General features: G+C 39.9%; 14 protein-coding genes and 1 other RNA gene. 4 read left to right on the forward strand and 11 right to left on the reverse strand.

The window, feature by feature from the left end:
• Window positions 1-10: 10 nt before the first annotated feature.
• The 3 genes from moaA to JNUCC25_RS25290 all read right to left on the reverse strand — a co-directional run bounded on the left by moaA (window position 11) and on the right by JNUCC25_RS25290 (window position 2,231).
• On the reverse strand, window positions 11-1,027 hold the full coding sequence (gene moaA / locus JNUCC25_RS25280) for a GTP 3',8-cyclase MoaA (RefSeq protein WP_013059687.1): 1,017 nt from the start codon (window positions 1,025-1,027) through the stop codon (window positions 11-13).
• Window positions 1,028-1,073: 46 nt separating this feature from the next.
• The gene (gene fdhD / locus JNUCC25_RS25285; RefSeq protein ID WP_371388474.1) at window positions 1,074-1,820 is read right to left on the reverse strand and encodes a formate dehydrogenase accessory sulfurtransferase FdhD; all 747 of its coding nucleotides are present in this window, start codon (window positions 1,818-1,820) and stop codon (window positions 1,074-1,076) included.
• 66 nt (window positions 1,821-1,886) lie between these two features.
• Complete coding sequence (locus tag JNUCC25_RS25290) at window positions 1,887-2,231, reverse strand: DUF2294 domain-containing protein (protein ID WP_013059689.1); 345 nt, start codon at window positions 2,229-2,231, stop codon at window positions 1,887-1,889.
• A 367-nt stretch (window positions 2,232-2,598) separates the two neighbouring features.
• On the opposite strand from JNUCC25_RS25290, the gene fdhF reads away from it, so the two are divergent.
• From fdhF to modB, 4 genes are all read left to right on the forward strand, one after another.
• The gene (fdhF, locus tag JNUCC25_RS25295; protein ID WP_013059690.1) at window positions 2,599-5,538 is read left to right on the forward strand and encodes a formate dehydrogenase subunit alpha; all 2,940 of its coding nucleotides are present in this window, start codon (window positions 2,599-2,601) and stop codon (window positions 5,536-5,538) included.
• 11 nt (window positions 5,539-5,549) lie between these two features.
• Complete coding sequence (locus tag JNUCC25_RS25300) at window positions 5,550-6,029, forward strand: DUF1641 domain-containing protein (protein WP_013085382.1); 480 nt, start codon at window positions 5,550-5,552, stop codon at window positions 6,027-6,029.
• A 125-nt stretch (window positions 6,030-6,154) separates the two neighbouring features.
• On the forward strand, window positions 6,155-6,952 hold the full coding sequence (gene modA, locus JNUCC25_RS25305; protein ID WP_454222596.1) for a molybdate ABC transporter substrate-binding protein: 798 nt from the start codon (window positions 6,155-6,157) through the stop codon (window positions 6,950-6,952).
• Between the two features lie 7 nt (window positions 6,953-6,959).
• Window positions 6,960-7,616, forward strand: a complete 657-nt coding sequence (modB, locus tag JNUCC25_RS25310) for a molybdate ABC transporter permease subunit (RefSeq protein WP_013059693.1) — start codon at window positions 6,960-6,962, stop codon at window positions 7,614-7,616.
• A gap of 130 nt (window positions 7,617-7,746) precedes the next feature.
• Here modB and ssrA read toward each other — a convergent pair.
• From ssrA to tpiA, 8 genes are all read right to left on the reverse strand, one after another.
• Window positions 7,747-8,108, reverse strand: a transfer-messenger RNA (tmRNA) gene (gene ssrA / locus JNUCC25_RS25315).
• 137 nt (window positions 8,109-8,245) lie between these two features.
• A complete protein-coding gene (gene smpB, locus JNUCC25_RS25320; protein WP_013059694.1) occupies window positions 8,246-8,713 on the reverse strand; it encodes an SsrA-binding protein SmpB in 468 nt (155 codons plus the stop codon).
• 151 nt (window positions 8,714-8,864) lie between these two features.
• Entirely contained in the window at window positions 8,865-11,207 is a 2,343-nt protein-coding gene (gene rnr, locus JNUCC25_RS25325) for a ribonuclease R (RefSeq protein ID WP_029319298.1), read from the reverse strand.
• 38 nt (window positions 11,208-11,245) lie between these two features.
• The gene (locus JNUCC25_RS25330; protein ID WP_013059696.1) at window positions 11,246-11,986 is read right to left on the reverse strand and encodes an alpha/beta hydrolase; all 741 of its coding nucleotides are present in this window, start codon (window positions 11,984-11,986) and stop codon (window positions 11,246-11,248) included.
• A gap of 267 nt (window positions 11,987-12,253) precedes the next feature.
• Window positions 12,254-12,487 carry a preprotein translocase subunit SecG gene (gene secG, locus JNUCC25_RS25335; RefSeq protein WP_013059697.1) on the reverse strand — a complete coding sequence of 78 codons (234 nt, stop codon included), beginning with the start codon at window positions 12,485-12,487 and terminating at the stop codon, window positions 12,254-12,256.
• 208 nt (window positions 12,488-12,695) lie between these two features.
• Window positions 12,696-13,991 carry a phosphopyruvate hydratase gene (eno, locus tag JNUCC25_RS25340; RefSeq protein WP_013059698.1) on the reverse strand — a complete coding sequence of 432 codons (1,296 nt, stop codon included), beginning with the start codon at window positions 13,989-13,991 and terminating at the stop codon, window positions 12,696-12,698.
• A gap of 24 nt (window positions 13,992-14,015) precedes the next feature.
• A complete protein-coding gene (gpmI, locus tag JNUCC25_RS25345) occupies window positions 14,016-15,548 on the reverse strand; it encodes a 2,3-bisphosphoglycerate-independent phosphoglycerate mutase (protein ID WP_029319301.1) in 1,533 nt (510 codons plus the stop codon).
• Window positions 15,548-16,303 (reverse strand): triose-phosphate isomerase, encoded by a 756-nt coding sequence (gene tpiA, locus JNUCC25_RS25350; protein ID WP_013059700.1) that lies wholly within the window; start codon window positions 16,301-16,303, stop codon window positions 15,548-15,550. The genes gpmI and tpiA overlap by 1 nt, the downstream gene beginning before the upstream one ends.
• Window positions 16,304-16,414 lie beyond the last annotated feature (111 nt).

The following is a 16,414-nucleotide window of genomic DNA, read 5'->3' on the forward strand; positions in this document are numbered from 1 at the left end:
CTTTTTTGAATTATCCACCAATATGAGACATTTCCACTTTTTCAGCGTCTTGGACCTGTCTTCCATTAGCTCGTTCGTCTGAGTACCGATCTTTCCGATGATTCCAGATATCAGAAATGGTGTCACAAACAGTATGATCAGAGGCTTCTGACCGTATCAGTGTGCGGAGGTCATATCCTTTTGACGCGAACAAACAGGTATAGAGCTTTCCTTCAGCCGATACTCTTGCGCGTGAACAAGTGGAACAGAATGAATCTGTGACAGATGAAATGATACCAATTTCCTCTTCTGTCCCGACGTATCGATACCTGGTGGCTACTTCTCCCGTATAATGAGGTGGAATTTCTTCAAGAGGCATTTCTTTTCCAACTATATCAAGAATTTGTTTCTTTGTTATAACCTCATCCATTTTCCATCCGTTTGAATTTCCCACATCCATATATTCAATAAAACGCAGCGTATGTTTTTTGTCTTTAAAATATTGAGCCATCCGAAGAATATCCTGCTCATTCTTGCCTTTTTGGACAACCATGTTTATTTTGACTGAAATCCCTGCAAGAGCTGCTGCTTCTATTCCTTCTAATACTCGTTTTACGCTTCCTCGGTTTCCATTCAACTCTTGAAATCTCACTTCATCAAGCGAGTCTAAGCTAACGGTTACTCTTGATAATCCCGCTTTTGATAAGGCTTCTGCATGCTTCTTTAACAGTGAGCCGTTTGTTGTTATGGCAATATCATCTATACCCTCAATTTGCTTCAGACGATTGATTAGATCTGGCAAGCCTTTTCTTAGCAGCGGCTCTCCTCCCGTTATACGCACTTTTTTTACTCCTAGCAATGCGAATAATCTAGTGAGTCTCTCTAATTCATCAAACGAAAGAATGTTTTCGGCAGGTAAAAATGGATAGTCTGCCCCAAAAATTTCTTCAGGCATACAATATCGACAGCGAAAGTTACAGCGATCTGTTACTGACAAACGCAAGTCTCGTAAAGGACGCTTTAAAGTATCAACTATAGCGTATGACATCTGCTTCATCTCTCCTCTCTCTAGCTGTCAGCTTCTCCACAGCAGATTAACTCTCTCTTAAAATTCTTTCCGGGCATGTATAAATATTCAACGAATCATTTCGAATAAACCCTACCGTTGTAATTCCCAATTCTTCTGCTAGATTTAAAGCAAGTTCAGTCGGGGCAGATTTTGAAAGAACCACTTCACACCCGATCTTCGCTACTTTCAACAAAATTTCTGAAGAAATACGGCCGCTGAAAACGACTACTTTATCTCTAATTGAAATATGGTGTTTTAAGCAATACCCGTATAGTTTATCTAGAGCATTATGCCTACCAATGTCCATTCTGCTAAGCATAAAGCCATTTTTATCACAAATAGCAGCGTTATGAACGCCACCCGTTTCTTGAAACGTAGCAGCAGATTGCTGCAGCTTATTCATCAATTGAAAACAATCCTTAATTGAAAGTTCTACCGATATACCGTTCATTTTTTTAGCAGTCAGCGCATCATTTATAAAGACAAACCCTTGTCTGCTCGCCCCGCAGCAAGACGTGATATATCGTTTATTTTGAAGGTTTTGAAAATACGGGTTTAATTTATCTATTGTAACATGAACATACCCTTCCTTTTCTTGAACCCATATGTTTTTAATGTCTGTGTATGCTCGAATAACCCCTTCAGATGCTAAATAGCCAATTACCATATCTTCAATGTATTGTGGGCTACATACCATCGTGACAAACTCTTCTTCATTAATTTTCACAGTCACAGGAAACTCCGTTACAATTTTATCTTCCACGCTTTCCATTTGACCATTTTTAAATCTAAGAACTGTACGCTTCTTAACGGTCGAGTTCATGTGATGTCTCCTTTTTTAAATAATGTTTTTATCAAAAACGAATACGGAAACCGCTATATTTTCTTTTATTTTCATATCTGAAAATAAATTAACCAACTTTGCTCCTACCAATTCTTCTAGCCCTTCCGGCGGATTCGATGCATATACATCTTGGATCATTTTTGTTCGAGCTAGATGAACCATGTCACATCCTTCAGAAGTGCTTGCAATAAATGTTTCTGTCGGAGTTAAATTTCCATACAGTGTTGAGACAGCCATATTTTCAACAAAAACCGTATGTATTCTTTCCGGTCCTTTTCCAAATAAATCTTTTCGAAGCTTCCGAATAATATCATTAAATTCATGAATAGTTTTTGACATAATCAACGCTCTCCCACCGATTAAAATTAAATTGTGCATTTTATTCCTACAGTTTTTTTATCATAAATCAACACTTCAAAAAATAAAAGCCTAAAATCTTTGCAGCAAAACTTTTGAAGAGAGTTGGGTATTTAAAAAAGTTGTGCATTTAAAAACGTAGCGATATAATTATAAATAACCGAGATGGAATAATAATAATAATGAATTGTTATTACTCTATCACTTTTTCTTAACGATATAAATGGGCCGGATTGGCATATTAGTAAGACCTGCTAGTAAACTATTCCACCATGATTGCACTTCCCTTATTTAATTAGGCGTGTGTATTCATGGTGGTTTTTTGTTTTTATATAAAGGAGGAAAACAAATGAGTCGTGAAACCATCACTGTTCATATAAATGGCAACGAATACAAGGCAGCTTCAGGCTCTACCATACTCGAAATTATTAACCAGCAAAGCATTGAGCACCCTCAGATTTGTTATGTGCCTGAAGTAGACCCTATTCAAACTTGTGACACATGTATCGTTGAAATGAATGGCGAGTTAGTTCGTTCTTGTTCTACAAAAGCTGAAAACGGCATGAAGATTGAATTACAATCAGCACCCGCAAAAGCGGCACAGACGGAAGCAATGGATCGTTTATTAGAGAATCATTTGCTATACTGCACCGTTTGCGATAATAACAACGGAAACTGTAAATTACATAACACGGCTGAAATGATGGAGATTGAACATCAAAAATACCCCTATACGCCAAAGGCCTCAGAGAATGAAGTCGATATGTCTCATCCGTTCTACCGTTATGACCCTAATCAATGCATTGCTTGTGGACAATGCGTAGAGGTTTGTCAAAATCTTCAAGTTAATGAAACACTCTCTATCGACTGGGAAGCGAAACGTCCCCGCGTTCTCTGGGATGACGGTGTAGCAATCAATGAATCTTCTTGTGTGAGCTGCGGTCAATGTGTAACCGTATGCCCTTGTAATGCCTTAATGGAAAAATCCATGCTTGGAGAAGCTGGATTTATGACTGGACTTCCAAAAGACGTTTTAAACCCAATGATTGATTTAGTTAAAGAAGTAGAACCTGGATACAGCGGAATTTTTGCTGTTTCAGAAGTGGAAGCCGCTATGCGCGAAACACGCACGAAAAAAACAAAAACTGTCTGTACATTTTGCGGAGTTGGATGTTCATTTGAAGTATGGACAAAAGGCCGTGAAATCCTTAAAGTTCAGCCTAGCTCTGATGCTCCCGCAAATGCTATTTCAACCTGTGTGAAAGGAAAATTCGGCTGGGATTTTGTAAACTCTGAAAAACGTATTACTAAGCCTTTAATCCGAAAAAATGGCGCATTTGTAGAGTCGTCATGGGAAGAAGCCCTCGACTTAGTAGCAAGCAGGTTAAGCTCTATTAATCAGCAGTATGGACATGGATCAGTTGGTTTTATTTCTTCTTCTAAGATTACAAACGAAGAAAACTATGTTATTCAAAAGCTGGCTCGCCAAATGTTTGAAACAAATGACGTAGACAACTGCTCTCGCTACTGTCAGTCTCCTGCAACTGATGGATTATTTCGAACAGTGGGAATGGGAGGCGATGCCGGCACGATAAAAGACATCGCAAAAGCTGGACTGGTTATCATCGTTGGAGCTAACCCTGCTGAAGGTCACCCTGTATTAGCAACTCGTATCAAACGCGCGCATAAGCTTCATGACCAAAAACTAATTGTCGCAGATTTGCGCAAAAACGAAATGGCTGAACGCTCTGACATTTTTATCAGTCCAAAACAAGGTACGGACCAAGTATGGCTAATGGCTGTAACAAAATACATGATTGACCAAGGATGGCACAATGAAAAATTCATCCAAGAAAACGTCAACTATTTTGAAGACTTTCACTCTTTGCTTGAAAAGTACACGCTTGAATATGCTGAACAAATTACGGGTATTCCAGCAGCAACGCTCATTCAAATAGCTGAAATGATTCGAGACGCCGATGGAACCTGTGTGCTGTGGGGCATGGGCGTAACGCAAAATACGGGAGGCTCTGATACATCAGCGGCTATCTCAAACCTGTTGCTTGCTACTGGAAACTATCGACGCCCTGGAGCAGGCGCTTATCCGCTCCGAGGCCACAATAACGTCCAAGGAGCATGTGATATGGGAACTCTTCCGGCTTGGCTTCCAGGCTATCAGCACGTCACAGACTCAGTCGCCCGGGCGAAATTTGAAAAAGCATACGGTGTAAAAATTAAAGATAAGCCAGGGCTTGATAATATTCAAATGCTGCATTCAATTGATGAAGGAAAAATGAAGGCCATGTACCTTGTCGGAGAAGATATGGCTCTTGTTGATTCAAATGCTAACCACGTGCATGAAATATTATCAAATTTAGATTTTTTTGTCGTCCAAGACATTTTCCTTTCGAGAACGGCTCAATATGCTGATGTTGTACTTCCTGCTGTTCCTTCTCTTGAAAAAGACGGAACGTTTACCAATACAGAGCGACGTGTCCAAAGATTATATCAAGCATTACCAACGCTCGGTGATTCAAAGCCGGATTGGTGGATTGTTCAAGAGATTGCCAACCGCTTAGGGGCGAACTGGACGTATACACATCCTGGTGATATCTTTGCAGAAATGGCTAGTCTATCACCCCTATTCAGCCAAGCCAGCTACGAAAACCTTGAAGGCTGGAATAGCTTCTTATGGGGGAGCTTAGAGGGGAAAAGCACGCCGTTACTTTACGTCGATGGGTTTAATTTCCCAGATAAAAAAGCGCGCTTTGCTTTATCACATTGGGTACTTCCTGCCGAATTCCCAGAAGAATATGATCTACACATTAATAATGGAAGAATGTTAGAACATTTTCATGAAGGGAATATGACCAATAAATCGAGCGGCATCCAATCAAAAGTACCGGAAGTATTTGTAGAAATTTCACCTCAGCTTGCCAAGGAGCGTGAAATTGAAGAAGGTTCGCTTGTCAGATTAATCTCACCGTTTGGAACAGTAAAAGTACAGGCATTAATTACAGAGCGAGTAAAAGCGAATGAGCTGTATCTTCCAATGCACTCTGTTCATAAAGATTCGGCTATTAACTTCTTGACGGGACCTGCAGTCGACCAACGAACAAATACGCCGGCTTACAAACAAACAAAAGTACGGATGGAAGTATTAAGTAAAGGTGGAGAAACGCCTTTACCGTCTACAAATCCGCGTAACAAAAAACGTCATCCTCAAAATGGGGTCGAGGTTCAGCGTAAATGGAACCGTCCTGGCTACGTCCATTTAACAAGTAAATAGGAGGAGAAAAGATGGCACAACCTATTACAGAAATTAAGAAACCTCTTCTAAGCGAGGAAGAAGAAAAACAACAAAAATTAGAAGATTTAACTTCTCTGCTGGCAGATAATGAAGAAGCGTTGAACCGTATTCTCGGTATTGTTGGCGAACTTAACGACATGGGTGTTCTTGAAGCTGCTGATTCAATGATTCAAGCGAAAGAAAAAATCTCAAAAATTGCGCTTCATCAAATTTCCAGAGAACCGGTAACTAATTTAATTAATACTCTTATGGGTGCAAGCAGCGGTTTGATGAAGGCAGATCCAGAGGTAACTGCTAAACTTGTAAATAGCGCAACAGCTGGTATGAACGAAGCGAATGAGTATGTAAAAACAGGAAAAAAAGTAAGTGCATTAGCTCTTATAAAAGCGCTAAACGATCCAGATGTCAATCGTGCAATTGGATTTGGGCTTCACTTTTTAAAAGGAATGGGCAAAGCGTTGGAAGAATAAATGAAGCAGCGACTTGAAAGTTTTCCCCCTTTCAAGTCGCTGTTTTCTTTTTAGGAAGTCAAATTTTAAATGAACGTGATATAGTTATACTAAATTGCTTTACTACAACTAACTGAGGTGACACGATGCAACAATACTTTAAACCCTTATTCGCACTATTATTTTTAATTATGTTTACTGCTGCTTGTTCGAACGAAACAAATACCGATCAATCCGCAGCTCAGCACAAAAACATCAGCTTAACGATATCCGCTGCGGCCAGCTTAAAAGATGCGCTCACTGATATTCAAAAGCAATATGAAAAAAAGCATCCAAATATAGACTTGAAATTTAATTTTGGAGCTTCAGGCTCGCTGCAACAGCAAATTACAAACGGCGCACCTGTTGATTTATTTTTTTCAGCAGCAGAAGACAAGTTTGATGCACTAGTAAAAGCAGGAGCTATCTCCAAGGAGAATGGTACTGACTTGGTTGGCAATGACCTTGTGCTTATCGTGCCAAAGAATAATACGTCTGCTATCACAAATTTTGAAGATCTACCAAAGCCGGCTGTTCAAAAAATTGCACTTGGAATACCAGAATCCGTTCCTGCCGGACAGTATGCGAAGGAGACTTTTGAACACATGAACCTTTGGAAAAACATTGAGCCAAAAACCGTCTATGCGAAAGACGTACGCCAGGTGCTTTCCTACGTTGAGACAGGAAACGTTGAAGCTGGGGTGGTTTATAAAACCGATGCCTTGATTTCAAAAAAGGTGAAGATTGTCGCTACTGCAGATAATAGCACTCACAAACCAATTGTATATCCTGTAGGCGTTATTAAGGATTCGAAACATCCACAAGAAGCAAAAGCTTTTTATCAATTTTTACAAAGTAAGACAGCTCTTGACACTTTAAAGAAATACGGTTTCACTGCACATTGAGGCCGCTATGATTCAAGAATTTTTATCTCCTCTTCAGCTATCGCTTAAAATCGCATTAGTAGCAGGATTTGTCGTTATTATTTTAGGCACTGTTATAGGAAAACTGTTATCCAGGAAACACTTTAAGGGAAAAGTGATGATTGAAACCGCGTTAATGCTCCCGTTGGTGCTCCCTCCGTCCGTTGTTGGATTTTTATTGATTGTCATATTCGGGAAACACAGCCTGCTCGGCCGGGCAATTGAATGGGTCTTTCAACAACCTGTGATTTTCACATGGTGGGCAGCTGTTATTGCATCCGTTGTCGTTGCGTTTCCGCTTATGTATCAATCTGCCAAAACAGGCTTTCAAGGCGTAGATTACGAAATTGAAGACGCAGCTCGAGTAGATGGTGCAAGCGAATGGAAAGTCTTTTTCTTTATTTCCATCCCTTTAGCTTCTAAAGCCATCGTAACAGGAGGAGTGCTAAGTCTGGCAAGAGCACTCGGAGAGTTTGGAGCCACTTTGATGTTTGCTGGCAATATTCCAGGTGAAACTCAAACTGTGCCTACCGCTATCTACGTAGCGATTGACTCTGGAAACATGAATCTCGCTTGGCTATGGGTTATTTCAATCGTCTTTCTTTCCTTTCTTATGCTGCTTTTTGTTCAGCTTAAACAAAAGTAAAAGGATGTCTCTTTGTGTAAGAGGCATCCTTTTTACATACATCATAAATTAAAAAGGAGCTAATCAAATGAAGAACATACATTTGATTAACTCCTGTTATAAGTAAGGTAAGCCACCATACAATATGTATTGGTGGAGACGGTGGGAGTCGAACCCACGTCCAGAAATATCGCCACTTAAGCGTCTACGAGTGTAGTTGGCATATTGATAATTCGCGAGCTGTTCTGCCTACCAACAGGCGTCCCAGTCGCTAGTCTGATTATTCTCTTCCTTCGTCCTCAGACGGCGAACTCCGGCGTAGCCCACTTAAAGTGAGTCCCTTACCCTACCACATGGGCGATGGAGGGAGGAACCGCTAAGCTACTATTATGCAGCTAAAGCGAAGTTATTGTTAGATTTGCCAGTTATTATTGGCGTTGATGTTTTAACGAGGCCATCTCCTCGACTCGCAACCTAAGCTCGAACTACCCCTGTCGAATCCGTAACGTCCCCATATAAAAGGGAGTCGGAATGTGTAAGAAAAAATCTTACATCAGATAGCGACTTCAGTATGCAAAATGAAATCTAACTGATAACAATACTTATTATATCACAAAATGAGCATTTTGCAATTGTAAGATTTTGTAATGTCACATCTTTTGACGATCACGAAATGCTCGTTCGATATCGCGCTTCGCTTCTTTTCGCTTTAAGTCTTCACGCTTGTCATATTTCTTTTTACCCTTACCAAGCCCTAGTAAAACCTTTGCGTATCCATTTTTTAAATACACTTTTAAAGGAACTAATGAATAACCCGTTTCTTTTGAATAGCCAATTAGCTTGCTGATTTCACGCTTATGGAGCAATAGCTTTCGTGTACGCAACGGCTCATGATTGTATCGATTTCCTTGTTCGTAAGGACTAACGTGCATATTGTGTAGAAATACTTCTCCGTTTTGCACACGAGCAAAAGAGTCCTTTAAATTTACACGCCCATTACGAATTGATTTGATTTCCGTTCCTTGTAGAACAATACCCGTCTCATATGTTTCTTCAATAAAAAAGTCGTGGCGGGCTTTTTTGTTTTGTGCAATTAATTTCCCTTCACCTTTTGGCATAAAACGTTCCTTCCCTTCAGCCGTACTTACGTATATGTATGATATTATGTATCATTTTACTGTATGGAAATCTAAACAACAACTAAAACGTTTAATGGAGCTGTTTTGAAGCAGAAGGAATACCCTTCTGCTTCACTGCTGTCGATTTCGATTATTTACGCTTTTTCTTTTTGCGCTTAACATTTGGGGCACCCTCGAAGAATCTCTTTTTCTTTTTCTTCTTTGGCTTTTGAGTAGACCACTCTTCATTTTTGCTTCGGCTGCCCTCGCGACCTTTTCCTTTATCATCTTTGCGTGACTTTTGTTTTGCTTTAATCACTTTAGGACGGTCTTTAGATAAGCGTTTGCGGCTTTCTTTCATTCCTACAATAATAAAGTCAACTGAACGCTCGTCTTTATTCACATCGGCGACTTTCACTTCAATTTCGTCTCCAATCCGGAAGACATTGCCCGTTTTTTCTCCAATCATCGCATAGTGACGTTCGTCGTAACGATAATAGTCATCTGTTAAGTCACTGACGTGAACTAAACCTTCAATCGTATTTTCTAGCTCCACGAACATTCCAAAGTTAGTAACAGAGCTAATAATACCATTAAATACTTCCCCAACTTTATCAGCCATAAACTCAGCTTTTTTCATATCGTCCGTTTCCCGCTCAGCGTCAACTGAACGACGTTCCATATTAGAAGAATGCTCAGCAACATCAGGCAGAAGCTCGCGCCATTTTTCTTGCGTTTGCTGATCTGTTTTTCCTTCAATTAAATACGTGCGAATTAGACGATGAACGATTAAATCCGGATAACGACGAATTGGAGACGTAAAATGCGTATAGAACTCAGCTGATAAACCAAAGTGGCCTAAACTTTCTGCTTCATATTTCGCTTGTTTCATCGAACGAAGCATAACAGTTGAAATAACCATCTCTTCAGGCGTACCTTTTACTTCTTCTAAAATATCCTGCAGCGCACGCGGATGAATATCGTTTCCTGTTCCTTTCACCGTGTAACCAAAGTTTGTAATGAACTCTAAGAAACGAGTAAGCTTCTCTGCATCTGGATCTTCATGAATACGATAAATGAACGGTACGTTCATCCAGTGAAAATGTTCTGCTACTGTTTCATTCGCCGCTAGCATAAATTCTTCGATTAGCTTTTCAGCAACCGAACGTTCACGCAAAATAACATCGTGAGGATGGCCATCATCGTCTACTAATACTTTTGCCTCTTTGAAATCAAAATCAATGGCACCGCGATCCATTCTCTTTTTACGAAGAATAGCTGCCAGCTTTTCCATACGCTCAAACATCGGAACAATTGGCTCGTAGCGTTCTAACACTTCTTCGTCTTTATCCACTAAGATTTTGTTAACGTCTGAATACGTCATTCGTTCTGTCGTTTTGATGACACTTTCAAAAATCTCATGTTTCACTACTTCACCCTGTGGATCGATTTCCATCTCACAAGAAAGCGTAAAACGGTTAACCTTTGGATTTAATGAGCAAATTCCATTAGATAAACGGTGAGGAATCATCGGAATAACTCGGTCTACTAAATAGACGCTTGTTCCGCGCTCTGCTGCTTCTACATCAATCGGAGAACCTTCTTTAACGTAGTGACTTACATCTGCAATATGGACGCCTAATTTGTAGTTTCCATTTTCAAGCTCTGTAACCATTACGGCGTCATCCAAATCTTTTGCATCTGCTCCGTCAATGGTTACAATAACTTGATCACGAAGATCGCGGCGGTTGCCGATATCTTTTTCGTCAATCGTTTCAGGTGTATCAATTGCTTGTGTTAAAGCATCAGCAGGAAATTCTTGAGGAAGACCGTGCTTATGGATAACAGAAATGATATCGATCCCCGGATCGTTTTTATGTCCAAGAATTTGAACAACTTTTCCTTCTGCGTTCATGCGGCCTTCCGGATAGGTTGTCAGTTCTACTACTACTTTATGGCCTTCAACTGCACCGTTTCTTGCTGCTTTGGGAATAAAGATATCACCTGCAATTTTTTTGTCATCCGCAATCACAAAGCCAAAATTTTTGCTTTGCGTATACGTACCTACAATTTGCTGGGTACCTCGTTCTAAGATTTTTACAATGGTTCCTTCACGACGAGCACCTGATGATTCTGATGACACTCTTGCAAGCACAATATCTCCGTGCATAGCATTGTTTGTTTCAGTAGGGGGAATAAATACATCACCCGCATCTTTTTCTTCAGGAACTACGAATGCAAATCCTTTTGCATGTCCGCTTACTTTCCCTTTGACAAAATTCATTTGTTCCGGCAGCCCGTAGCGATCGTTTCTTGCTCGGATAATTAAACCCTTCTCTTCCATAATAACAAGTGCCTTCACAAACTCTTTGAATGACTCTGCATCCTCAGTATTAAATTCTTTTGCAAGCTCTTGGACAGTCAAAGGTTTGTAATTATCCCTTTTCATAAAATCCAATATTTCATTTATATAGGGCTGATTTTCTTCTTTCACATCATGTCCCTCCTTTTTCTTTATTCGTATTATCTCTATCACCAATCAAGTGATTCCAAAAATGCATATACATCCTCGTGAAGCTGATCACGCTCTTTATCAAAGGTAATGGTATGACCAGATTCTTCGTACCATTTTATATCTTTTGTAGGAGACTCGACGCTATTATAAATAATATTGGCGCTGTCTGTATTAATCATATGATCATGACGACCTTGTACAACAAATGTCGGTGCATAAATCATATCAACTGAATTTCGCACTTCAGCGATTAATTCCTGTAAAGACTTTAATGTGTTCATTGGTGTTTGCTTGAACTCTTCCATTTCTTGTTCAATCTGTTCAGACGATTTACCTTCACGCTTTTTATATTCGCGTGCATACGCTAAAACACCTTCATACATGACTTCTTCACTCTTTATATACATAGGGGCGCACATAGGCACAATACCCTTTATAGGTACAGTGTAACCTAATTTCAGTGAAAATACGCCACCTAGTGAAAGACCTACAGCGGCAATACTTTCATGACCTTTGCTTTTCAAAAACTCATAGCCGTCCATGACATCTTTCCACCAATCTTTTGGACCAGTATGAACAAGTTCTTCAGGCGCTACGCCATGTCCTTTGTAATGAGGTGCGTGGCATGTGTATCCTTTTTTCTCTAAAAAACGACCTAACATACGAACGTCAGCAGAATTTCCGGTAAAACCATGAAGTAATAAAACAGCTTTTTCGCCGCCTTCAAATGTAAATGGCTTTGGTTGTGCAATTTTCATATATCATTTAACTCCTTTTAGTTATAATATCTGCAGTCCTAATAGAAAAAAACATGTATTTATGTGACGGCCATCACATAACAAGAGATGTGGCCATCAACTTTTACGCTTTTATACTATATTTAGTACTTTTTTCTAAAGCTATATTATATCATTACTTAAAAATGAAATTAAAGTATTCAACACACCCATTAAAAAACCACCTAATACATAAGTTGGTATACACCAAGTACATATGCATTAGGTGGCAGTCTATCCAGTAACATATTAAAGTTTGAAATAAGATACAGCAAGTGTTAATACAAAGAATAGGATAGATAACACTACTGTCAAACGGTGTAAAACTAAGTCAATTCCACGTGCTTTTTGTTTCCCAAATAACGTTTCAGCTCCACCGGAAATAGCTCCAGATAATCCAGTAGTTTTACTTGATTGTAAAACGACCACAACAATCAAAGCAATTGAAACAATCACTAGCAAAGTAATCAGCAATGTATGCACTAAGACACACCTCCTACACCAAGTAATAGTCAATCAGCGGGGTTTCTTCATCCCTTCTGATTGGCATTACCGGGGATAAAGTACGCGCACTACGCTAAGGTTAATTTATCATAAAAAACCCTCTCGTACAAGTAATGGCAGTTAAATACAACGGATTTTAACGTAAAAAAACGGATGACAATCGTCATCCGTTTTTTATACTTTCAACTTATTTTTTTAAGTTGTAGAAAGATTTAGCGCCATCGTATACAGCTAGAACACCTAGCTCGTCTTCGATGCGTAGTAATTGGTTGTATTTCGCAATACGATCTGTACGGCTCATAGAACCAGTTTTGATTTGACCAGCGTTTGTTGCAACAGCGATATCAGCGATTGTTGCATCTTCAGTTTCACCAGAACGGTGAGAAACTACTGCTGTGTAACCAGCACGTTTAGCCATTTCGATAGCTTCGAACGTTTCAGTTAATGTACCGATTTGGTTAACTTTGATAAGGATAGAGTTACCTACGCCTTGTTCGATACCTTGAGCAAGTTTTTTCGTGTTTGTTACGAATAGATCGTCACCAACAAGCTGTACTTTTCCGCCAATGCGCTCAGTTAATAGCTTGTGACCATCCCAGTCATTTTCGTCTAAACCGTCTTCGATTGAAACGATTGGGAATTCGTTAACTAACTGCTCGTAGAAATCTACCATTTCAGCAGAAGTTACGCCTGTACGGCCTTCGCCTGCTAAGTCATATTTACCAGTTTCTTTGTTGAAGAACTCAGAAGAAGCTACGTCCATACCTAATTGGATGTCTTTACCAGCTTCGTAACCAGCTTTTGTGATTGCTTCTACAATTACTTCTAATGCTTCACGGTTAGAACCTAAGTTAGGAGCGAAACCACCTTCGTCACCTACAGCTGTGTTTAAGCCTTTAGCAGATAAAACAGATTTTAACGCGTGGAATACTTCAGCACCCATACGGATTGCTTCTTTAAATGTAGGAGCTCCTACAGGTAAGATCATGAATTCTTGGAAGTCAACGTTGTTATCAGCATGAGAACCACCGTTGATGATGTTCATCATTGGAGTTGGTAATTGCTTAGCGTTGAATCCACCAAGGTAACGGTATAATGGAAGACCTACGAAATCAGCTGCTGCGTGAGCTACTGCCATAGATACACCAAGAATAGCGTTGGCACCTAATTTACCTTTGTTTTCAGTACCGTCTAACTCGATCATAAGGCGGTCGATACCGATTTGATCAGTTACGTCCATACCTACTAATTCAGGAGCGATAATTTCGTTTACGTTTTCTACTGCTTTTAATACACCTTTACCTAGGTAGCGAGATTTGTCACCATCGCGTAATTCTACTGCTTCGTATTCACCAGTAGAAGCACCACTTGGTACTAAAGCGCGTCCGAAAGCGCCTGATTCAGTATATACTTCAACTTCAACTGTTGGGTTACCGCGAGAATCTAATACTTCGCGTGCATAAATGTCAAGAATTGCTGGCATTTTAAAACTCTCCTTTATAATTAATTATTTAATTAATGTTTTACCTGTCATTTCTTTTGGCTGTGCTACGTCTAGAAGAGTAAGCATCGTAGGAGCTAGATCTCCTAGAATACCGTCTTCACGAAGCTCTAAGCCTTGTTTGGTTACGATTACTGGAACAGGATTCGTTGTATGAGCCGTCATTGGATTACCTTCAAGCGTAATCACTTCATCAGCATTACCATGGTCTGCTGTGATGATTGCTGTACCGCCTTTAGCTAAAATTGCATCTACAATTTTGCCTAAGCACTCATCTACTGTTTCAATCGCTTTTACAGTTGGTTCTAACATACCTGAATGGCCTACCATATCAGGATTTGCAAAGTTTAATAAAATAGCGTCTTGCTTATCGCCTTCGATTTCTGCAAGCAACGCGTCCGTCACTTCATAAGCACTCATCTCAGGTTTCAAGTCATATGTTGCTACTTTTGGTGAATCGATTAAGATACGTGTTTCACCAGGAAACTCTGCTTCACGTCCACCGCTCATAAAGAACGTTACGTGAGGATATTTTTCTGTCTCGGCAATACGAAGCTGCTTTAAGTTATTTTGAGATAATACTTCACCAAGCGTGTTATCCAAGTTAATTGGCTTAAAGGCTACATATCCGTCAACTGTTTCGCTGAAGTGAGTTAAACATACAAAATGTAAGTTTTTTGGATGTTTTTCACCGCGATCAAATGAACGGAAATCTTCGTTTGCGAACGTATTTGAAATTTGAATTGCGCGATCCGGACGGAAGTTGTAGAAAATAACTGCATCTTCGTCTTGAATTGTCGCAACTGGCGATCCGTCTTCTTTTGTAATAACAGAAGGTAAAACGAATTCGTCATAGATTCCATTGTCATACGAATCTTTTACGCACTCTTCAGCGCTTGTATATGATGGACCTTCGCCGTACACCATTGCGCGGTATGATTTCTCTACGCGCTCCCAGCGTTTGTCGCGGTCCATTGAGTAGTAACGTCCTGAAAGTGTTGCAATTTCACCAACGCCGTACTCTTCAATTTTTTCATTAAGTTCTTTTAAATACGTTTCAGCAGATTGAGGTGCTACGTCACGACCATCTAAGAAGCCATGAATGTAGACTTTTTCTAAGCCTTCACTCTTAGCTAGACGCAATAATGCATATAGATGTTCGATATGACTGTGTACACCGCCATCAGATAAAAGCCCGAAAAGATGAAGGTTTGTACCCTTTTCTTTTGCGTGCTTTACAGCTGCTAGAAGCGTTTCGTTTTGTTCAAACTCGCCTTCACGAATTGCTACGTTTACACGAGTTAAGCTTTGGTACACAATTCGGCCTGCGCCGATGTTTAAGTGACCTACTTCAGAGTTACCCATTTGGCCTTCTGGTAAGCCTACAGCTTCTCCAGACGCCTGAAGTGTAGCATGAGGATACTCGTTCCAGAAACGGTCGAAGTTTGGTTTTTTTGCATGTGTTACCGCATTACCTTTATCTTCATCGCGTAATGCAAAACCATCTAAGATGATTAATGCTACTGGCTTTTTACTCATTACTTACCAGCCTCCAAAAGCTGTAAGAAAGAATCTGCTTCTAAGCTTGCTCCACCTACTAAAGCTCCGTCAATGTCTGATTGAGACATATATTCTTTAATATTAGCAGGTTTTACGCTACCTCCGTATTGAATACGTACAGCATCTGCAACATCTTGAGAGAATTGTTCTGCAACAACGCTACGGATGTATGCACAAACTTCGTTTGCACCTTCAGCAGTTGAAGATTTACCTGTACCGATTGCCCAGATTGGCTCATATGCGATAACCGTTTGTTTTACTTGCTCATCAGTTAGACCAGCTAATGCTTTTTGTACTTGATTAGCTACAACTGTTTTTGTTTGATCTTGTTCGTACTCTTCGTTTGTTTCACCGCAGCAAACGATTGGTGTTAAACCGTGTTTGAATGCAGCAATTGTTTTTTGGTTTACTGTTTCGTCCGTTTCAGCAAACATTTCACGACGCTCAGAGTGTCCTAAAATGACATAGTTCACACCTAAGTCTGCTAAAGCAACAGGGCTCACTTCTCCAGTGAACGCACCGTTTTCTTCAAAGTGCATGTTTTGTGCACCAATTTTTAAGTCTGTGCCTTTAGTCGCTTCTACTAAACGATCTAAAAATAGTGCAGGTGCACATACTACTGATTCTACGCTTTCAGGAGATGGTACTGCTCCTTTTACTTCTTCAACAAAGCTAGTTGCTTCAGAAAGTACTTTGTTCATTTTCCAGTTTCCTGCAATAATTGGTTTACGCATGTATAACACCGTCCTTTGTTTATTGTGGGTTTTCCCTTCACGCGTTGGATGTCCAAGAGGGTGCTGTTAAAAGTAATTCGGTCCCTTTTATCTCTTGGTCATCCATCTTCG

The organism is Priestia sp. JNUCC 25 (genome assembly GCF_053667915.1).